Genomic DNA, 19,973 nt, shown 5'->3' with positions numbered 1-19,973 from the left:
CAAAAAATTTATGAGTTTTTTAAACAAAGTTCTAAAAGGGTTTTTGGGAGACAAAAAAGCGCAGGACCTAAAAGAAGTAAAAAAAGTTGTAACAAAAATCAAAGCTGTTGAACCCGCTATTCAGCAATTGTCTGATGATGGTTTAAGAGAGAAAACTGCTGAGTTTAAAGAAAATATTAAATCTGCAACCAGCAAAATCACAGCTCAGATAGAACAGATCCAGGAGCAGATTAAAAATTCGAAAAACGTGGACGAAAAAGAAGCGCTTTTCTCGAAAATTGAGTCTCTGAAGAAAGAATCATACGAAATTGAAGAAAAAGTTCTGGGCCAGATTCTTCCCGAAGTTTTCGCTTTGGTGAAAGAAACAGCAAGAAGATGGGCGCAAAACGGAGAAATCCGTGTAACGGCTTCAGACTGGGACAGACAATTGGCTGCCGCAGGAAAAGATTTCGTGGAAATTCAGGGAGATCAGGCTGTCTGGAAAAACTCATGGGACGCTGCAGGAACGCCTGTAAACTGGGACATGGTACATTACGATGTTCAGTTTATCGGGGGGATTATCCTACACAGCGGTAAAATTGCCGAAATGGCGACCGGAGAAGGTAAAACTTTGGTAGGGACGCTTCCAATTTTCTTAAATGCACTTCCGGGAAGAGGTGTTCACGTAGTAACGGTGAACGACTATCTTGCGAAAAGAGACTCGGCATGGATGGGACCATTGTACCAATTCCATGGAATGTCAATCGACTGTATCGATAATCACCAACCGAACTCAGACGGAAGAAGAAAAGCATACAATTCAGATATCACTTACGGAACCAATAATGAATTCGGTTTCGATTATCTGAGAGACAACATGGTAACTTCACCTTCAGAACTCGTGCAGAGAGAATTGAACTTTGCCATCGTGGATGAGGTGGATTCCGTATTGGTAGATGATGCAAGAACACCGTTGATTATTTCAGGTCCGGTTCCGCAGGGAGACAGACAGGAATTTGATGTTCTTAAGCCTTCTATCGACAGAATCGTTGAAGTTCAGAAAAAAACAGTTTCTACGATTTTTAATGAAGCAAAAAAATTAATCGCTGCAGGAAACACAAAAGAAGGAGGCTTCAAATTGCTTCAGGCTTACAGAGGTCTTCCTAAGAGCAGACAGTTAATTAAATTCTTATCGGAAAGCGGAAACCGTGCATTGCTTCAGAAAGTTGAAGCGCAATATATGCAGGACAACAACCGCGATATGCCGATCGTAGATAAAGATCTGTACTTCGTCATTGAAGAAAAGAACAATCAGGTTGATCTTACGGACAAGGGTGTTGAATACATGTCTCAGGGAAATTCTGATTCTAACTTCTTCGTTCTTCCGGACATCGGAACAGAAATCGCAGAACTGGAAGCTAAGAATTTATCTAAAGAAGAAGAATTTGAAGCGAAAGAAAGACTTTTCTCTGATTTTGCAGAAAAATCTGAAAGAGTTCACACGATGAGCCAACTGTTGAAAGCGTATACATTATTTGAAAAAGATGATGAATATGTGGTTATTGACGGTGAAGTAAAAATCGTTGATGAACAGACAGGTCGTATTATGGAAGGAAGACGTTATTCAGACGGTCTTCACCAGGCGATTGAAGCGAAAGAAAATGTAAAAATCGAAGCTGCAACGCAGACTTTTGCAACCATTACCCTTCAGAATTATTTCCGTATGTACAACAAACTTGCGGGGATGACGGGTACTGCAGAAACGGAAGCAGGCGAGCTTTGGGAAATTTATAAATTAGACGTGGTGGTAATTCCTACCAACCGTCCGATTTTAAGACACGACAGACAGGATTTAGTTTTCAAAACTAACCGTGAAAAATACAATGCCGTAATTGAAGAAATTGAAAAATTAACTGCTGCAGGAAGACCTGTTCTGGTAGGTACAACATCTGTTGAAATTTCTCAGTTATTATCTAAGGCATTACAGCTAAGAAAAATTCCGCATCAGGTTCTGAATGCAAAACTTCACAAGAAGGAAGCAGAAATCGTTGCCGGAGCAGGACAGCCGGGTGTTGTAACCATTGCAACCAACATGGCAGGTCGTGGTACGGATATTAAGCTTACCAAAGAAGTAAAAGAAGCGGGAGGTTTGGCAATTATCGGAACGGAAAGACACGATTCAAGACGTGTTGACAGACAGTTGAGAGGTAGAGCAGGAAGACAGGGAGATCCGGGAAGTTCTCAGTTCTATGTTTCTCTGGAAGATAACTTAATGCGTTTATTCGGTTCTGAAAGAATCGCTAAAATGATGGACAGAATGGGTCATAAGGAAGGGGAAGTGATTCAGCATTCCATGATCTCAAAATCTATCGAAAGAGCGCAGAAAAAAGTAGAGGAAAACAACTTCGGAACAAGAAAGAGACTTCTTGAGTATGATGATGTAATGAACAAACAGCGTGACGTAATCTACAAGAGAAGAAAGAACGCTTTGTTCGGAGATCACCTGAAGTACGACATCACCAATATGATTTTTGATGTGGCAAATTCTATCGCAGCAAAAGGAAAGGCGACAGGAAGCTATAAAGATTTCGAATACGAGATCATCAAAACATTTACGATGGAATCTCCGGTTTCTGAGAACGATTTCAAGAATAAACCGGTTCAGGATTTAACGAATATTTTATTCAAAGCGGCTCAGGAAGATTATCAGATGAAACTGAACTTACTGAAAGAAAAATCTTTCCCGATTATCGAGAATGTTTATCAGAATCAGGGTTCAATGTTCAGAATGATTCAGGTTCCTTTCACAGACGGTCATAAAACAATGACGATCGTAACCGATCTTAAAGAGGCTTATGAAACGCAGTGCGACAGCTTAATCAATGATTTTGAAAAGAACATCACGTTATCCATCATCGATGAAAACTGGAAGCTTCACCTTCGTGAAATGGACGATCTAAGAAGATCTTCACAGGGAGCTGTTTACGAACAGAAAGATCCGTTGGTAATTTATAAGCAGGAATCTTTCCACTTATTCAGCGAAATGATCGAGAAGCTAAACAAAGAGATTATCTCATTCTTATACAAAGGTGAAATCCCTGCATAAGAATTATTAACAATAATTTAAAAACCGTTACAATTCAGTTTGTAGCGGTTTTTTGTTGCTGGTATTCGTTCCTTTTATGACAAATATCAATTCGATTATTTATTTAGAATAATTAAAAACAATATATTTGCAGAAAAATTTAAGGTTTCATGAAAAATGTACTGATCTGTGCTTCGCTGTTAGGTTCTATGCTAACGTTTGCTCAGGAAAAAGATTCAATTAAAGGAAATGATATTGAAGAGGTAATTGTAAAGGGGAAATATTATCAAAAATACAAATTAGATGAAGTTTCGGGATCTTTAAGACTGCAGACTCCAATTCTTGAACTTCCTCAAAATGTACAAACCATTAGTACCGGAATTTTAGCAGATCAGATTACATTAAATATGTCTGAAGGAATTGTAAGAAATGTAAGTGGTGCCAGAAAAGTGGAACATTGGGATAATGTTTATTCAAATGTATTTATGCGGGGAGCAAGTATTGCCACCTATATGAACGGAATGAACGTTACTTCAACGTGGGGACCGATCAATCCGGACGTTTCAATTATTGACAGAATAGAATTTGTAAAGGGACCGGCGGGATTTATGGGTTCTATGGGAGATCCTGCAGGTTTTTATAATGTTGTAACGAAGAAACCGACGGGAAAATTCCAAAACTCAGTGAGATTTACAACAGGAAGTTATAATCTTTTCAGAGGAGAAGCAGATTTGGATGGTGTCATTATTAAAAACGGAGTTTTAGATTACCGTTTAAATTTAATGGGAAGCACCAACGGATCATGGGTAGAAAATGATAAGACAAAAAAGATCATCGTTGCTCCGTCTATTACTTTCAGACCGACTAAAACAACCACTTTAACGGCACAGTACAATTATCAGTTTTTAAAATTCTCTCAGCCGGGAGCGTATTTAATGTCGAATGACGGATATGCATCATTAAATGTACACACAAACTTCAACGACAAAAACTTTAAAGAAACCGAAGTAAAAGATCAGAGCTTATTTCTTACATTAGATCAAAAGTTATCCAAAGACTGGTTGTGGAGCACTCAGTATGCTTACATGGATCTGAACTACGACGGAGGTTCTTGGTGGGGAAGTTTCGATACTAAGAACAGCAGTATTTTTAACAGAACATTAAGCAACTGGCAGGCGGTCGGAAAAAACCATATTTTCCAGACATACGTAAGAGGAAGCCTGAAAACAGGAAATATCACCCACAAAATTATTGCCGGATTTGATTACGGAGAAAGAAAATATAACGCAGATTTTTCCGGGTATGCCAATGGTGTTTATCCTTTAAATATCTACCATCCTCAGTATGGTGTAGATCCTTCAACATTACCTTCTGCCGATTTTTACACATTAAATCCTTCTGCTCCTTTTTACAATGATCAGGGTGTAAAGTACACCTCCTATTATGCTCAGGATCAAATAGAAATGTTTAACAATAAATTACGTTTAACATTAGGAGGAAGATATACAAACGGTACCACATACGCAGGATATCCTTTTTATTCTGAAAACAATATTGTTCCGAAAGATAAAGCAGATGAATTCACGCCGAGAGTTGGGTTAAGCTACTCTTTTAAAGATGATTTTTCCGTATATGGAGTTTTTGATAAAACTTTCGCTCCACAATCCGGAATAGGCAAAAACAACACCTCAATTACAGATCCGTTCAAGGGTCAGAACATTGAATTTGGTCTGAAAAAAGACTGGTTTAACGGAAAATGGAACACAACATTTGCATTCTACGAAATCAGAAGAAAAAATATTCTGGTTGCCGGAAACATTAATGAGAACAACGGGATCGCATTTCAGGTAGCCACCGGAGAACAAAGAGCAAGAGGTTTTGAAACAGATATTAAAGGGGAAATTTTTAAAGGATTAAATGTAGTAATCAATTATGCCTATACAGACGCCAAAACAGTAAAAGATACCGATCCTGCAAGAATTGGCGTACAATCTCCCGGAAATGCCAAGAATGTACAAAACACATGGCTAAGCTACAGATTTGAAAATGGTATGCTAAAAGGATTCGGTATTTCGGCAGGATATCAGTATCAGGGAGGAAGGCAGTCCTGGTTTGGAACAACCGCGAAATACGATCAGCGTCTAGAAGATTATTTTGATACGAACTTTGGTATTTCTTATGCCGCTAAAAAATTCGATGTTAATTTGCTCTTAAATAATACTTTAAATAGAAAACTGTATAGCGGATACAGATCAGACGACGGTTCATATGCATGGATCTACAATGCTCCTAGAAACTGGAGACTTTCTGTCGGATATAAATTTTAATTATCAATCTTAAAGTTAGCCTTTCCGGAGGCTGACTTTTCTTTCATTAAAAGTTTAATAAAAAATGAGGAAAAAGCATCATCACAAAAAAAAACAAAGTGCTTTTAAAAAATGGACAGGAAAACTGCATTTGTGGCTGGGTCTTGGGATTGGATTTCTGATCTTCATTATTTCGATAACGGGAGCATTGTACGTTTTCAAGGATGAAATTGAAAATGCGACAAGAAAAGACGTGATCTATCATAACGAGCAGAATATCGATCAGAAACAGATTCTTCCGATAAGAACGCTGGAAAAAGCAGTGGTGGCGCAGGTAAAAGAAAAATATCCGGTGCATTGGGTGAATATTCCGATCGATAAAAAGATGTCCTATCTTTTCTACTGGTACGAACACGATCCGAAAGGCTGGAATTATTTTGATGAATTTCCCATCTATAAAGTTGCCTACGTAAATCCATACAGTGGAAAAGTTTTAGGAACCTACGACGAGAAAAACGGATTTTTCCAGATCGTTAAAATGATCCACTGGAGTTTTCTTTTAAAGCAGTCTTGGGGAACCTATGTTGTGGGAATTCCTGTGCTGATCTTTGTATTCATGTTGATTTCCGGAATCATTCTGTGGTGGCCTAAAAACAAAGCGGCAAGAAAACAGCGTTTTTCTTTCAAATGGAAAAATGTACAAAACTGGAAAAGAAAAAATTATGATCTACACAACGTTTTAGGTTTTTATGCTTCCGTTTTCGCACTGATTTTCTCCATTACCGGATTGTTTTACGCCTTTTTATTCGTTCAGTCATCAATATATTTCATCTTTTCAGGAGGAAAAACGGCTTATCCCGACTTTTCATCCATCACAACAAAAGCACCGATTGAGTTGAGAACCGAAGGAACTTTAGACAAAATAAGCAATACCGTTAAAGCAAAATATCCCGATTCCTATAACTTTTCTATCGATCTCGGACACGAACACATGGACGATCACGAGCATCCGAATTTTGAAGTCTACGTAAAACACCTCTCCTATTCTTACCACAAAAGCAGCAGTTTAATCTTTGATGAAAACTCGGGAGAACTGCTTCATACCCACGATATGAAAGACAAAAATTTCGGCGAAAAAACGGTGGGAGCCAATTATGACATTCATGTCGGATCTATTTTAGGACTTCCCACAAAGATCATTGCTTTCATTGTAAGTTTGATATGTGCCTCATTACCAGTCACCGGCTTCATGATCTGGTGGGGAAGAAGAAAAAAGAAAACCCCAAAAGCAACATAATATTTTTTTAAAATAAATCTTTGGTTAATCGTCTAATAATAAGATCTTTTTTATAATTTTAGCCTTTTAGAATTTTAGAACAGAATGTCATTAGTAGATTTGTCAAAAAACGTTGCGCTGGGAATTGATATTGGCGGAACGAACACAAAATTTGGAGTGGTAAACCACAGAGGCGAAGTTTTGGAAAAAGGAAACATCCGCACAGATGCCTATCCTACTGTAGAAGAATATATTGACGCTTTATACGAGGCGGTTCATCCCCTGATCGAAAGCCATGGAAAAGAGAAAAATTTTGATGGAATCGGGGTTGGTGCTCCCAATGCCAATTACTATACAGGAACGATAGAACAGGCTCCCAATCTTCCGTGGAAAGGAACCATCCCTTTTGCTGAACTGATGTCGGCAAAATTCGGGCTTCCGTGTACCATTACTAATGACGCGAATGCTGCAGCCATCGGAGAAATGCTTTTCGGAGCCGCAAGAGGAATGAAAGATTTCATCATGATTACTCTGGGAACAGGCGTTGGAAGCGGAATTGTTGCGGGTGGAAAACTGATCTACGGACACGACGGATTTGCCGGAGAACTGGGACACACCATCGTAAAACCGGGCGGAAGAAAACACTGGAGCACAGGTTCTGAAGGCTGTCTTGAAGCCTATGCATCTGCCACCGGAATTGCGATTACCGCAAAAAAAATGAGAGCCGAATTTCCTGAATCTTTACTCAATCAGTATCCTGAAGAATCCATCAATTCTAAAACCGTTCACGAATGTGCTTTACAGGGCGATCCGATTTCCATTGAGGTATTCCGATATACCGGACAGAAACTGGGGGAAGCTTTGGCAAATTTTGTGATGTTCTCTTCTCCGGAAGCCATTCTTTTATTTGGCGGCGTGATAAAAGCAGGCGATTTTATTTTAAAGCCTACGAAACTTCACATGGAAAGAAACCTGCTTCCTATTTTCAGAAACAAGGTAAAATTGGTTTTCAGTGAACTGGACGAAGCCGATGCGGCTATTTTAGGCGCAAGTGCTTTGGTTTGGGAAAAATAACCGGAACCATTTTGATTATCTGCGTTTGATTTCTCTTAAATTTTTTAACGCAAAATCGCAATGATTCTCAAATAATACAGGCATCCTTCTTTAAGGGTGCTTTTTTGTTTTTATTTCATCTTTAGAGATGCTTCGACAGGCTCAGCATGACATCGCCAATATCAACGACTTTATAAGCAACAATTTGCAGTACTGTCATCCTGAGCGCGAAGCAGTCGAAGGATCTCTACTCTACCTCAATACTATTATTAAATTCTCACGCAGATTGTGCGGATAACGCAGATTTTGGATTTTTATTTGATGAAACCATTTTTTAGAATTGTGTTTGAAAAAATTTGTCTCGGCGTGACATTGCCAATATCAACGACTTTATAGGAACAATTTGCAGCACTGTCATCCTGAGCGCGAAGCAGTTGAAGGATCTCTATTATAACCCAATAACATTATTAAAATTCTCTCGCAGATTGTGCAGATAACGCAGATTTTTAAATTTATTTTATGAAATATTTCTGCTACTTGTGTTTGAAAAAAATTTTCTCGGTGTGACATCGCCAATATCAACGACTTTATAAGCAACAATTTGCGGCATTGTCATCCTGAGCGCGAAGCAGTCGAAGGATCTTTATTCTAACCCGATACCATTATTAAAATTCGCTCGCAGATTGTGCGGATAACGCAGATTTTGGATTTAATTTTTGAAAAAATTTGTGTTGATTGTGTTTGAAAAAATTTTCTCAGCGTGACATCGCCAATATCAACGACTTTATAAGCAACAATTTGCAGCGCTGTCACCCTGAGCGCGAAGCAGTCGAAGGATCTCTACTCTACCTCAATAACATTATTAAAATTCGCACGCAGATTGTGCGGATAACGCAGATTTTTAGATTTAATTTGTGAAAATATTTGTGCTGATTGTATTTGAAAAAATTTGTATCATCTATCATGACAATTTCAATTTTGAACGCATGATTGAAAAACTTTTCCTTATTTTTGATAGGTTTTTTCTACATTGTTCACAGGAGAAAACAAGAAATTACAATAATTAATTTATGGATAACAACAATTTAGAACAGATTACTTTCGGGGGCGGATGTTTTTGGTGTGTGGAAAGCTGTTTCAATATGCTGAAAGGAGTACAGTCTGCGGTTTCCGGATATTCGGGAGGTCACAAAGACCATCCTACGTATGAAGAAGTGTGCACCGGAGAAACCGGACATGCAGAAGTGGTACAGATCACTTACGATCCTGCTGTTATTTCTTACGAACAGTTAATGGATGTTTTCTTTTTCCTTCACGATCCTACGCAGCTTAACAGACAGGGAAATGATATCGGAACACAATACCGCTCTGTTATTTATTACAAAGACGAAGCGGAAAAGGCAAAAGCTGAAGCGGCAATTGAGAAATCCAAAGAATCCGGAAGATGGCAGGGAACCTATGTAACGGAAGTAACGAAATTCGATAAATTCTGGGCGGCGGAACAGTATCACCAAGGATATTATAACGAAAATCCGACTCAGCCTTATTGCAGCGCTGTGGTAGGACCGAAAATTCAGAAATTTAAAAAGCATTTCGGCGAATTGGGAATGCTGAATGAACAATAATTTATTGTTTATCTGTTATCAATCATCGTGCTTTATTTTAGCTCAAAGGATTTTTTAATATGACTGATTACGGATAGCTCCAATAACGACAGAATTCGGGCGGTTTCCTTTGGAAACCGCCCGAATTTTTTTTGAAATATCTGCAAATGATGTTCTATTCTTCTTCTTCTAGTATTGCATTTTCTCCTGCATAATTTCCAAGTATATGTTCTGTGACATCCTTTAGTGCTTTCCCGTTTTCGGGATGCCTTCCGAAGCTTGTAAAGAATTCTACATGATTGTCTGTTTTATCATACCATATCTTCCCTATCGAATTTTCTGAATTAAGCGTATCCGGTCTCGTTATTCTTCTAAAATATATGAATATTTTTTTTTCCATGGGTATTACTTCTATCTGAGGTCCCAAATAGCTGCTGTCGGTTGCCATATATCGGTCTTTATCCCAATACATATATTTCTTATCAACTGCAGGAGTTCCCCACGCCGACATAAAACCTGAAACTTTTGAATTTTTATTGTTAGAAAAAACAACTCCCCCTGTAGCCAATAACAGAACGAAAACCATTTCTATAATTCCCAATCCGTTCTTTTTAACAAAATCAGGGACTTTGAAATATTGCTCGTTGGTAATATTAATGATGATTTTAGAAATCTTTTCTGTTAAAGAATTTTCATCATCATCAACAGTTATTTTAACTGTGGTTTTATTTACTTCCTCATCTTTTTTAATAAAAGTATTTGAAAAATCCGCAAAGTCATTAAAACCAACATATTTGCTTAGTCTATTAAGTGTTGCAATATCCGGGTTTATTTCTTCTCGTGTTCCTAATACAAATGCTTCATAATATCTCGAAAGCGTTCTTTCATTTATACAACGAGGTTCACGTTCATCAAGATATGACCATAGGTAAGTTGCCAAACCATTCTTTGTGGTTTTCCCCGTATCCTCTTTCGCTTTTCTGAATACTTCATTGATTAGTAGTTTTATTTTGGACATATATTAATTTTAAGGGTATTACAAAATACTTGATTTTCTACCGTGTCGCATTACGGATTTCCGTAATTCTTTTCCTGTCCATTTCCGTGTCAATCGATGTCTAAGTTTTGTCTAACAAATGCGTCAATCTTTGTCGCATCTTTGCTACAGAAATTAGTTGATAAACAAAACATTAAACCAAAAAGACAATAACAAATTTACAAAACTGATTTCAAAATTGCCAGATAAAACGGAAGAAAACTCCGGGTTGGGAAGCAGATGTTTCTCTTCCGTTTTTGAAGGTTCACTTCCCAAAAAAATTTAAGAAGCGCTTCGAAAATTTTAACAGTGTACAGCTCGGGATTTATTTCCTGAGAGGAAGAAAATTACCCAAACTCTTATAAAATTTTTAAAAAATGTTAAACTTAATATTAATGCTAATCTCATTAGCATTCGGGAATAATAATGCCAATGCATCATGTAATAACAACGGGAATAATAATAACGGACAGCCAACCACTCAATTGACAGATCCGGGAACAGGAACAGATCCGGGAGACGGAGTCGATCCGGATGGACCGGGAAGCGGTGGACCAGTTGGAGGAAATACAGGACAACTTCCACCTCCTTTTACTAATCCATAATTTAATACAGGACAGATTGCATAAATCTGTCCTTTTGTTTTACTTTGTAAAAACTAAATCCAATCCATGAAAAATTTTTTCCTAATAACTATACTACTTATAATAAGTTCATGTAAAAGAGATAATAAAAAAACTGAAGATAATGTAAATTTTCAGAAAGCATTCATTTGTAGAGAATCACAATCCTATGACTCCGCTTTTTATTATTACAATTTGGCAAAAAACGACTTAATTACAATTAATGATTCTGTAGGAACAGCAAGATCATTAATTAATATGGGAATGATCCAAACAAAAAAAGGAGATTTTTTAGGTGGAATTGAATCCTCTCTCGAAGCAAATAAATATATTAAGAAAAAGGATGATAAAATCAACAAAAATTTACTTGCAACAAATTATACTAATTTAGCAATCTCATCTAATGCACTCCGAAATTTCAATGATGCACTCTCTTTTTATCTCATTGCAATCAAATATGTTGAAGGAAAAGAAAACACATATATTTGCTATAATAACATTGGTGATTTACTTATAACATTAGATAGCCTTAAATTAGCTAAGACATATTTAGAAAAAGCAACTCTTGCAGATAGTGCGGTTAATTATTCCAGAGCAATAAATAACTTAGCAAAAGCTAAATATCTTGATGACAAAAACTACAATCCATTACCCGAGTTTTATAAAGCTTTAGAAATAAGACAAAAAAATAACGATGGAGAGGGATTAAATTCAAGTTTCGAAACTTTATCAACATACTATTATGATAAAGACAAAAAGTTGTCTTTAGAGTACGCACAAAAAATGCTTAAAGAAGCAATACAAAATAATAGTCCAGATGATCAGATAACAGCACTGAAAAGAATAATAAGGTTAGATCCAAAAAATTACTTTAGAAACTTCATCAAACTTGACTCAATAAGTGATCGTGTTCAGACTTTAAGAAATAAGCATAAGAGCCAATTTGCAATGGTAAGATATGATGTGGCACAAAAAGATGCAGAAAATCAGAGATTAATTTCACAAGATTTGATAAAGAGTGTAGGAATTTCAGCTTTAATTTTATTATTATTAGGCACTACATATTGGTACATAAAAAGACAAAAACAATTAAAACAAGAAAAAGAACTCGAAGTCAAAAACACGCAGCTCGAAATGTCGAAAAAAGTGCATGATGTGGTTGCGAATGGATTGTATCACATGATGATTGATGTTCAGAACAATCCTGAGATGGATAAGACCAAGATTCTTAATGATATTGAAAAAATGTACGAAGAATCAAGAGATATTTCGCACGAAAATATAGCAGAGAAAGATTTTGCCCCGCGTTTTATCAACATGATAACCTCCTACTCTTCTGAGGAACAGAGGGTTTTACCGGTGAGTTATAAAGAAAACATTTGGGAAAACATTCCTTACAACACGCAGCTTGAGTTGTATTACATCATAAGAGAAATTCTTGTGAACATGAAAAAGCACAGCAAAGCAAAGCTGGCTTCCGTAAAGTTTGAGAAAAATGATAAAAATTTAATCATCAGATATACCGATAACGGCGTAGGAATCGCCAATCTGGAGCAGCAAAAAGGCACAGGAATCCATAATACGGAAAACCGTATTGAAAGCATTGGAGGAGATATTACTTTTGAAAAAAATCCAACAGGTGGATTAATTATTGAGATAACCATACCAATACAATCGAAATATGTTTAAAAAAGTACTGATAGCCGAAGACCATGAAGTCAGAAATTTAGGAGTGGTAAATGCACTTACCGAATTACAGATTCCGCATTTTGATTTTGTAAATTATTGTGATGATGCCCTGCAAAAAATAAAAGCCACTGCAACTGCTGATTCCTATGATCTGCTGATTACAGATCTGTCTTTTGATAAAGATCATATTGAGCAGAAGATCAATTCCGGACAACAACTGATTGAAGAAGTTAAAAAAATTCAGCCGAATCTGAAAGTGATTGCCTTTTCTATTGAGAAGAAACCGAAGATTATTGACGATCTTTTTAAAATACACAACATCAATGGTTTTGTAAGCAAGGGAAGAAATGACGGAAAAGATCTCAAAAGCACCATTAAAAAAGTATTTTCCGGCGAAACGGTTATTCCGCAGGAGATTTTAAACTCTATAAGAAATACGTCTTTTGAATTTACGGAATATGATGTTACGCTTATCGAGCTCCTTGCTAAAGGATGGAAACAGGGCGACATTGAAAAACATTTTAAAGAAAATAAAATTACGCCCGACAGCAAAAGCGCCATCGAAAAAAGACTGAATGATCTCCGCTACGAACTGGGAGCCAAAAACAACATCGAACTTGTTGTGATGTGCAAAGACATCGGCATCATCTAAATGCTACACTTCATCGAAAAACTAATAGCCTTTCAGAGACTCTGGAAGGTTTTTTTATTAAATATTCTGCGTTTACGGTTTTCCGTAACCGATCGAAAATTAATGCTCATATTTTTGAAGTGTTAAATAAAAACAATCATGGAATACAAAGTAATACCTTTTGTTGCCACTGCAAATCAACAAAATATGAGTTCAAAAAATATTGCAGTACAATTAGACAACTTAATAAAGACTCATACCGATGATGGTTGGGAATATGTAAGACTTGAAAGTGTTTCTACCTACATCCAACCTGTGGAAGGATGTTTTGGAAATACAAGTCAGCCCGGATATATGACTTCTTATCAAATGGTTGTCTTTAGCAGAAAAGAAGATGAAAAATCTATTGATTCTTCTCATTAAAATGTACTGGAGGATCGTCCCTCCATCAAAACGGAGAAAATGTATTTTCAGAACAAGCTGTTCAAAATACGTATATGCAGAAACAACAGCATCCGGTTTTATTTCAGGATTAAAAGCTTTAAAATATAGATTTAAAAACTGCCGGTCCGGAGCTTATCTTATAGAAACTTCCACCGGAGAAATTCAAATTATTTTACCCAATCAACAAATCCTGCATGAAACTGAATTTTCAGAAAGATTTATCAAAAATAAAAACCAACAACCATGGGAAAATTCGTCATCACACAAAGAGTAAACAAAGAGTATCAGTTTAATCTGAAAGCCGGAAACGGTGAAATTATTTTAACAAGCGAAGGCTACGTTCAGAAAGCATCCTGTATAAAAGGAATTGAATCTGTAAAAATTAATTCTCAGGACGATTCCAGATACGACAGAAGAGAGGCTGTGAACAAAAAAGATTATTTCGTTCTGAAAGCAAGAAACGGAGAAATCATTGGGAAAAGTCAGCTTTACAGCACAAAATCCGGAATGGAAAACGGCATTGCTTCCGTAAAACACAATGCTCCGAAAGCAGAAATTACAGATGAAACTTTAAAAAAATAAAATCATGGATCTTAAAATTAAACTGGAACAGCTTCACCAGAAAGTAATCGGGCTAAAAGACCAGATCGGAACAGAAGAAGCCACAAAAAATGCTTTTGTGATGCCTTTTATTCAGATTTTAGGATATGATATTTTTAATCCTACAGAAGTGGTTCCCGAACACGTTTGCGACATCGGAACCAAGAAGGGTGAAAAAGTAGATTATGTCATCAAAAACAATGACGAGCCTATTTTCATCATCGAATGCAAACACTGGAAAGAAAGTGCAGATGCCCACAATTCTCAGCTTCACCGGTATTATCACGTTTCCAAAACACGATTCGGCGTTTTAACGAACGGTATTGTTTACAACTTCTACACGGATCTGGAAAAGCCCAATATTATGGATGAAAAGCCTTTTTTCACCATCAATATTGAAGATCTGAAAGACAGCTCTATCAAAATTCTGGAAAGCTTTACCAAAAAAGACTACAATCTGGAAAGCATTCTGGATTCTGCGGAAGCTTTAAAATACATCAAAGCCATCAGAAAAGAATTCGAAAAGGAAATTGAAAATCCTTCTGATGAACTGGTAAAACTTCTCGTTAACCGTTTCTTCGAAAAGCCTTTAACAGCAAACCGAATGGTCTCGTTTAAAGAATATGCCAAAAAAGCATTAACGACTTCTATTAATGAATCCATCAGTTTCCGGCTAAAATCTGCTTTAAGCATTAATGAACAGATCGAACAGCGCGAAGATGATGTAAAAACTTCGCAGCCCATCCATGAAACCAACGATTCTAAAATTGTAACCACAGAAGAAGAACTGGAAGGCTTCCAGATCGTAAAAGCCATTCTGCGGGAGAAAATACCTTCTTCAAGAATTGCTTACAGAGACACGTTGTCTTACTTCGGAATTTTACTCGACGACAACAACCGTAAACCGCTTTGCAGACTGCATTTTAATACCGCTAATAAATATCTGGAGATTTTCCACAACGGAAAAGATGCAGGAGAAAAAGTCTTATTAAACAGTCTGGATGAGATCTACAATTTCAGAAATCAGCTTCATCAGACATTAGAAAATTATAATTAACCATGAAAAAACTAATACCCTTCATCATAATCGCCTTCGGTTCTTTTCTTTTAAACTCGTGCTTTAAAGCAAACGACAGTATAGGACACGAAGGAAGATGTACAGGTTCTGCCAATTGTACAGCCTGTTCCAACTGTTCGCGGTGCGGACATTGCAGCAGCGGCGGAACCTGCGGAGTTTGCGGAGGCGGCTCTTCAGAAAGCTATTCATCCGGCAGAAGTTCAGCAAAGAAAAGGAAAACTAAAAAGCATAAAACTTCCGATTCTTATACTTCTTCAAAAACAAAATCCAATAAACCTCCAAAAGTTTTTATTGATGAGGTAAACGTAGACCTCAGTTCCAACCGATACATTGTCGGAATTGCCACCACCAATATTTACGAAAAACCATCTATGAAATCTCCCGTTCTGGTAAGAGTTTACAAAAACGAAAAGCTGATTCCACTTTCCAAAGAAGGTTCATGGTACAAAGTAAAGGTAAAATCTTCCGGAAAGAAAGGTTATGTTTTTTATAAAGATGTAAAATAACTAAAAACAAAATATCATCATGAACTTAAAAAAATTTTTAAATGAAGAACAAGATCCAAAAGCCGTTGAAAAGCTTTTAGGGAGAATCAACAGTCTGCTCACCTCGCAGGAAACTATGGAATACATTGCCGTTCAGAAAAAACCGGTACTCAATTTGTCTCCCGACTGCATCGCGCTTACCAACAGAAGAATTATTTTCTGCAGACCCAAAAACTTTGGTTTGTCTATGGATTTTCAGGATTACAGCTGGGTAGATGTTGCAGACTGCCATATTAAAGAAGGGATTGTAGGTTCAACTTTTATGGTAAAAACAACACAACATTTTACCAATATGATGGATTACCTGCCTAAAAACCAAGCCCGAAAGCTATACCAGTTTGCGCAGGAAGTGGAAGAACAAATGCGGGGCGTAAGAAGAGAAAAAAATCTTGAGACATTAAGAGCTTCCGCAGGAGGAGTTACCGTAAACAATGCAACACCCATTATTACACAGCCTCAGATGTTTCAGGAGGAGAAGAAACCTTTACTGATTGAAAATGAAGATCCTTTTGCTTTATTACAGAAACTGAAAGGACTAAAAGAAAGCGGAGTTATTTCTCCGGAAGAGTTTGAAACAAAGAAAAACGAAATTTTATCCCGAGTTTAAAAAATTATGAAATCAAAATCTACCGCCGTCTTACTTGCTTTTTTCCTTGGAGGAATAGGCATCCACAGATTTTATCTGGGGCAGAACATTATGGGAATTCTTTACCTGTTATTTTGCTGGACTTTTATTCCTGTCATTATTTCCGTTATCGATTTCTTTGCATTTCTGTTCATGTCTGAAAGCCGTTTTAATTACAAATATAACCTTCGGACAGGATTTTAAAATTACAGCATATGAAACCATTTCTCACCTTCTGTGCGTTATGCTGTTTCATCGGTATCTTCAGACTTCCTATAGAATATTATACTTTTCTCAGAATCCTTGTTTCCGCAGGAGCTTTATTGGTTTTGTACAATACATTAACCTTTAAGCAGCATTACTTCAGTATAATTTTCCTTATCATCCTTATTCTTTTCAATCCTGTGCTTCCCATTTATCTGTTAAGGAAAAGTGTGTGGATTCCGATTGATGTTGTTACAGGAATTTTATTTCTGCTGATAGGTTTCGTCGAAAAAACCGAGCAGAAAAAGGAAGAAGAAATTACCGGGGAAACTTCACAGCCTTCAGTTCCCATCCATCAAAGAGCTGTATCCAGAGACCGAATTATTAATCCTAAAAAAACCAAGGAAGAAAACAATCATGGAAAATAACAACATTACGGAACATCTTAAAGCGCATTTCTTAAGGCTGTATCAAATGGCGATCTGTGATGATGATTTCAGTGCCCTTGAACTGAAAATGCTTTACAACTGCGCCGAAGAAAGAGGCATCTCATCAAAAAATTTAGACGAGATCCTTCTGAATCCGCTCAATATGAAGTCGCTGATTCCGCAGACAATCGAAGAAAAAATAGATTATCTGTACGATCTTACCGTCATGATCTGGGCAGACGGAATTGTTTCCCCGAATGAATATACCACGATGCAAAAGTACGTTCTGATGTTCGGGTTTATGGAAGAAAATGTAACCGCCATCGTAGATTACCTCATCGAGGCGATACGAACAGGAAAGCCTAAAAGTGAAATTTTATATGAACTAAAAAACTAACCATCATGGATACCACCAGTATAAAAAATTTATTTAAACTAAAATCTGTTCCCACAGAACCCAAAGAAGAGCAGCTTCCGAAAACTGAAGTAAATACCGACGAAGAGTCTTCTGAGGAAACACGCAAAAGAACCTACCACGAATCCGGTTACCGGGACAGTTCCCGAACCAGCGGAAACCACTCTACCCTTTCCATCTGTCTGGATGCCGTTTACTCGAAATTTCAGAATGAAGAAAAAGAAATGGTGGAAAAACAGAAACAGCTGAAAGAGTCTTATATGAATGAACAGAAAAACCGCGAAACAGAAATTAAAGCACTCATTGTTTCGCAGGAAACCAAGGAAGAACAGCTTAAAACCAAAAACAGGGAAGTAGAAAGCCATCAGCAAACCATTGAAACCTTAAACTCAGAAATCATTGATCTTCCCAGAAATCCCGAAAAATACAATGTAAAAGCCACAAAAGGAGCTTCAGCAAAATTTATCATTGGTTTACTTCTTTTAATCCCGATAACTTTATATTTAGGAGTATTTTATATTTCAACTTCCTATTCTGCATTCTTTAAAGGTTTTGACGCAAAAAGCACTGTGATACAAAGTGTTTTTGATCCACAGGCATTAGCTAAAGCTTGGAATGATGGTTCAACCGAAGCTGCTTTTGTCGTTTTAATTCCATTTGTATTTCTTGGATTAGGTTTTTTGATTCATATGTTTGGAGAGAATAAAACTACAGCCAATTATATCAAACTCGGTTTATTGCTTATTGTGACTTTTATTTTTGATGTCATTTTAGCGTATGAAATTGAAAAAAAAATATATGATGTAGAAAAAACTTTTGATTCTCTTCCATTCGATCTTAAAATTGCTTTTACCAAAAATCAGTTTTGGGAAATTATCTTCGCAGGATTCATCGTGTATATTATCTGGGGACTCGTTTTCGACTTTGTAATGAAAGAGCACCGCGAAAAGGATAAGATTAAAAACGAACAGGAAATCAGACAGAAAAGAGTAGAATTTTTTCAGGAAAAAATTAATGTTTTAAAGAAAGAAATTGAAGAAATTCTTGCGGCTATCGGAAATATAAAAGAATCCATCATTAAAATAAGAGGAAGAATTGAGGAACTTCAGAATATTATCGACGGCGTAATTATTCCGACCAAAGATTACAAGCTGTATGCTTCGGAATATGTTCAGGGCTGGATCACGTTTATCGGAGAGAAAATTGCCGTTTCCAGAACGGAAAAACAGACCATGATTGATGAATGCATTTCTACGTATAATACCAATCTGGAAACTGTAGGAGCCAATTCGGACAATCAGAACCTTGTTTATTTATCATCCTTATAAATTACTGATTATGAAAAAGATATTTTATTTATTTATTTATGATTATTTCTTTGGTTTCATGTTGCAAAGATAAAACCGGCAATTCTGAAGAGAGAACAAAAAATTCTGTTGCAGTTGATTCAAACAATATTAATGTCAGTATTTTAATTGATTTATCCGACAGAATCGACCCTAAAACGAACCCGAATCCCACAATGCAGTATTTCCAGAGAGATACCGAGTACATCAAAGCGATTGAAAAAGGATTTTTAAACCACATCAAATCTAAAAAAATCATTACCTACGAAGATCAGATGCAGGTTTTCTTCAATCCGGAACCTTTAGATCCGAAAATGAATGAACTTACCAAAGAATTGAAAGTTTACTTTGATAAAAACACTCCCCGAAACTATTTTGATCTGGTGGATAAAAAATATTCGGAATTACCGACAACGATTTATCAGTCAGCCATAAAAGACGGAAATTATGTAGGTTCTGACATTTGGGAATTTTTTAAAAATAAGGTAAAAGATTACTGCATTAAAAACGACCACAGAAACATATTATTTATTCTTACCGACGGATATATGTATCATGAAAACACAAAATTTTCGGAAGAAAGCAAAACCTCTTATCTTACCGGCAAACTCATAAATGCCAATCATCTTACGACTTCCAACTTTAAAGAAGTTATAGAAAAAAATAAATTCGGCTTTGTAAAAGCCAATGATAATCTGAACAATCTCGAAGTCATCGTCTTAGGAATCAATCCCGAAAAAGGAAATCCTTTCGAAGAAGCTGTCATCAAAGAATACTGGGAAAACTGGTTTAAAGAAATGAAGATTAAAAATTATCAGATCAAATCTGCGGATCTTCCTTCCAATTTGGAACCTATTATCTTAAAAGCCATTTCCGGAAAATAAAAATATTAGAGGCTGTATCACAACTCGTGAAAACAGCCTTTTTTTTATGTTTTTTCTCGACCTTCTGTCTGAGAATGGTTTTTTGTACATACGATTCTCAACCCACATCATTGAGTTATAAG

20 protein-coding genes are annotated in these 19,973 nt (G+C 36.6%); 19 read left to right on the top strand and 1 reads right to left on the bottom strand.

Annotated features, from left to right (window positions below):
- The first annotated feature begins 10 nt into the window (after positions 1-10).
- The 5 genes from secA to msrA all read left to right on the top strand — a co-directional run bounded on the left by secA (position 11) and on the right by msrA (position 9,324).
- Positions 11-3,085 (top strand): preprotein translocase subunit SecA, encoded by a 3,075-nt coding sequence (secA, locus tag DD829_RS20835; protein ID WP_108409054.1) that lies wholly within the window; start codon positions 11-13, stop codon positions 3,083-3,085.
- A gap of 149 nt (positions 3,086-3,234) precedes the next feature.
- Positions 3,235-5,391 carry a TonB-dependent siderophore receptor gene (locus tag DD829_RS20830; RefSeq protein ID WP_108409030.1) on the top strand — a complete coding sequence of 719 codons (2,157 nt, stop codon included), beginning with the start codon at positions 3,235-3,237 and terminating at the stop codon, positions 5,389-5,391.
- Between the two features lie 64 nt (positions 5,392-5,455).
- On the top strand, positions 5,456-6,667 hold the full coding sequence (locus DD829_RS20825; RefSeq protein ID WP_108409031.1) for a PepSY-associated TM helix domain-containing protein: 1,212 nt from the start codon (positions 5,456-5,458) through the stop codon (positions 6,665-6,667).
- Positions 6,668-6,751: 84 nt separating this feature from the next.
- Entirely contained in the window at positions 6,752-7,720 is a 969-nt protein-coding gene (locus DD829_RS20820) for an ROK family protein (RefSeq protein WP_076391230.1), read from the top strand.
- A gap of 1,049 nt (positions 7,721-8,769) precedes the next feature.
- Entirely contained in the window at positions 8,770-9,324 is a 555-nt protein-coding gene (gene msrA, locus DD829_RS20815) for a peptide-methionine (S)-S-oxide reductase MsrA (protein WP_108409032.1), read from the top strand.
- A gap of 154 nt (positions 9,325-9,478) precedes the next feature.
- Here msrA and DD829_RS20810 read toward each other — a convergent pair whose 3' ends face one another.
- Positions 9,479-10,321 (bottom strand): hypothetical protein, encoded by an 843-nt coding sequence (locus DD829_RS20810; RefSeq protein WP_108409033.1) that lies wholly within the window; start codon positions 10,319-10,321, stop codon positions 9,479-9,481.
- Positions 10,322-10,734: 413 nt separating this feature from the next.
- Here DD829_RS20810 and DD829_RS20805 point away from each other — a divergent pair, with 413 nt between their 5' ends.
- The 14 genes from DD829_RS20805 (at position 10,735) to DD829_RS20740 (ending at position 19,851) form a co-directional block, all read left to right on the top strand.
- Complete coding sequence (locus DD829_RS20805) at positions 10,735-10,944, top strand: hypothetical protein (RefSeq protein WP_108409034.1); 210 nt, start codon at positions 10,735-10,737, stop codon at positions 10,942-10,944.
- A gap of 66 nt (positions 10,945-11,010) precedes the next feature.
- On the top strand, positions 11,011-12,651 hold the full coding sequence (locus DD829_RS20800) for an ATP-binding protein (protein ID WP_116548117.1): 1,641 nt from the start codon (positions 11,011-11,013) through the stop codon (positions 12,649-12,651).
- Entirely contained in the window at positions 12,644-13,303 is a 660-nt protein-coding gene (locus DD829_RS20795) for a response regulator (protein ID WP_108408936.1), read from the top strand. Before DD829_RS20800 ends, DD829_RS20795 begins: the two co-directional genes overlap by 8 nt.
- A 186-nt stretch (positions 13,304-13,489) precedes the next feature.
- A complete protein-coding gene (locus DD829_RS20790; protein WP_228408259.1) occupies positions 13,490-13,705 on the top strand; it encodes a hypothetical protein in 216 nt (71 codons plus the stop codon).
- Complete coding sequence (gene yidD, locus DD829_RS20785) at positions 13,677-14,000, top strand: membrane protein insertion efficiency factor YidD (RefSeq protein WP_108408935.1); 324 nt, start codon at positions 13,677-13,679, stop codon at positions 13,998-14,000. Before DD829_RS20790 ends, yidD begins: the two co-directional genes overlap by 29 nt.
- Positions 13,970-14,308 carry a YegP family protein gene (locus DD829_RS20780; RefSeq protein WP_108408934.1) on the top strand — a complete coding sequence of 113 codons (339 nt, stop codon included), beginning with the start codon at positions 13,970-13,972 and terminating at the stop codon, positions 14,306-14,308. The genes yidD and DD829_RS20780 overlap by 31 nt, the downstream gene beginning before the upstream one ends.
- Positions 14,309-14,312: 4 nt before the next feature.
- Positions 14,313-15,383, top strand: coding sequence for a type I restriction endonuclease (locus DD829_RS20775; RefSeq protein ID WP_108408933.1), 1,071 nt, complete (start codon positions 14,313-14,315; stop codon positions 15,381-15,383).
- Positions 15,384-15,385: 2 nt separating this feature from the next.
- Entirely contained in the window at positions 15,386-15,910 is a 525-nt protein-coding gene (locus tag DD829_RS20770) for an SH3 domain-containing protein (protein ID WP_108408932.1), read from the top strand.
- Positions 15,911-15,929: 19 nt separating this feature from the next.
- A complete protein-coding gene (locus tag DD829_RS20765) occupies positions 15,930-16,556 on the top strand; it encodes a PH domain-containing protein (RefSeq protein WP_108408931.1) in 627 nt (208 codons plus the stop codon).
- A gap of 6 nt (positions 16,557-16,562) precedes the next feature.
- Positions 16,563-16,778: a TM2 domain-containing protein gene (locus DD829_RS20760; protein WP_108408930.1), complete on the top strand. Its 216-nt coding sequence runs from the start codon at positions 16,563-16,565 to the stop codon at positions 16,776-16,778.
- 11 nt (positions 16,779-16,789) lie between these two features.
- Entirely contained in the window at positions 16,790-17,206 is a 417-nt protein-coding gene (locus tag DD829_RS20755) for a DUF6804 family protein (RefSeq protein WP_108408929.1), read from the top strand.
- On the top strand, positions 17,196-17,603 hold the full coding sequence (locus tag DD829_RS20750; RefSeq protein ID WP_076391200.1) for a hypothetical protein: 408 nt from the start codon (positions 17,196-17,198) through the stop codon (positions 17,601-17,603). The genes DD829_RS20755 and DD829_RS20750 overlap by 11 nt, the downstream gene beginning before the upstream one ends.
- 5 nt (positions 17,604-17,608) lie before the next feature.
- Positions 17,609-18,949 carry a beta-carotene 15,15'-monooxygenase gene (locus DD829_RS20745; RefSeq protein WP_108408928.1) on the top strand — a complete coding sequence of 447 codons (1,341 nt, stop codon included), beginning with the start codon at positions 17,609-17,611 and terminating at the stop codon, positions 18,947-18,949.
- Positions 18,950-18,987: 38 nt separating this feature from the next.
- Positions 18,988-19,851 (top strand): hypothetical protein, encoded by an 864-nt coding sequence (locus DD829_RS20740; protein WP_108408927.1) that lies wholly within the window; start codon positions 18,988-18,990, stop codon positions 19,849-19,851.
- Positions 19,852-19,973: the final 122 nt, after the last annotated feature.

It is taken from the genome of Chryseobacterium sp. HMWF035, from assembly GCF_003094695.1.
Classification (GTDB): Bacteria; Bacteroidota; Bacteroidia; order Flavobacteriales; family Weeksellaceae; genus Chryseobacterium; species Chryseobacterium gambrini.
The sequence above is the reverse complement of the archived record's forward strand: the minus strand, read 5'-3'. Positions and strand labels throughout refer to the sequence as shown.

Bases quoted from the DNA above. Each gene is read 5' to 3' on its own strand.
- secA (WP_108409054.1), top strand. From the start codon at position 11: ATGAGTTTTTTAAACAAAGTTCTAAAAGGGTTTTTGGGAGACAAAAAA.
- DD829_RS20830 (WP_108409030.1), top strand. From the start codon at position 3,235: ATGAAAAATGTACTGATCTGTGCTTCGCTGTTAGGTTCTATGCTAACG.
- DD829_RS20825 (WP_108409031.1), top strand. From the start codon at position 5,456: ATGAGGAAAAAGCATCATCACAAAAAAAAACAAAGTGCTTTTAAAAAA.
- DD829_RS20820 (WP_076391230.1), top strand. From the start codon at position 6,752: ATGTCATTAGTAGATTTGTCAAAAAACGTTGCGCTGGGAATTGATATT.
- msrA (WP_108409032.1), top strand. From the start codon at position 8,770: ATGGATAACAACAATTTAGAACAGATTACTTTCGGGGGCGGATGTTTT.
- DD829_RS20810 (WP_108409033.1), bottom strand. From the start codon at position 10,321: ATGTCCAAAATAAAACTACTAATCAATGAAGTATTCAGAAAAGCGAAA.
- DD829_RS20805 (WP_108409034.1), top strand. From the start codon at position 10,735: ATGCTAATCTCATTAGCATTCGGGAATAATAATGCCAATGCATCATGT.
- DD829_RS20800 (WP_116548117.1), top strand. From the start codon at position 11,011: ATGAAAAATTTTTTCCTAATAACTATACTACTTATAATAAGTTCATGT.
- DD829_RS20795 (WP_108408936.1), top strand. From the start codon at position 12,644: ATGTTTAAAAAAGTACTGATAGCCGAAGACCATGAAGTCAGAAATTTA.
- DD829_RS20790 (WP_228408259.1), top strand. From the start codon at position 13,490: ATGAGTTCAAAAAATATTGCAGTACAATTAGACAACTTAATAAAGACT.
- yidD (WP_108408935.1), top strand. From the start codon at position 13,677: ATGAAAAATCTATTGATTCTTCTCATTAAAATGTACTGGAGGATCGTC.
- DD829_RS20780 (WP_108408934.1), top strand. From the start codon at position 13,970: ATGGGAAAATTCGTCATCACACAAAGAGTAAACAAAGAGTATCAGTTT.
- DD829_RS20775 (WP_108408933.1), top strand. From the start codon at position 14,313: ATGGATCTTAAAATTAAACTGGAACAGCTTCACCAGAAAGTAATCGGG.
- DD829_RS20770 (WP_108408932.1), top strand. From the start codon at position 15,386: ATGAAAAAACTAATACCCTTCATCATAATCGCCTTCGGTTCTTTTCTT.
- DD829_RS20765 (WP_108408931.1), top strand. From the start codon at position 15,930: ATGAACTTAAAAAAATTTTTAAATGAAGAACAAGATCCAAAAGCCGTT.
- DD829_RS20760 (WP_108408930.1), top strand. From the start codon at position 16,563: ATGAAATCAAAATCTACCGCCGTCTTACTTGCTTTTTTCCTTGGAGGA.
- DD829_RS20755 (WP_108408929.1), top strand. From the start codon at position 16,790: ATGAAACCATTTCTCACCTTCTGTGCGTTATGCTGTTTCATCGGTATC.
- DD829_RS20750 (WP_076391200.1), top strand. From the start codon at position 17,196: ATGGAAAATAACAACATTACGGAACATCTTAAAGCGCATTTCTTAAGG.
- DD829_RS20745 (WP_108408928.1), top strand. From the start codon at position 17,609: ATGGATACCACCAGTATAAAAAATTTATTTAAACTAAAATCTGTTCCC.
- DD829_RS20740 (WP_108408927.1), top strand. From the start codon at position 18,988: ATGATTATTTCTTTGGTTTCATGTTGCAAAGATAAAACCGGCAATTCT.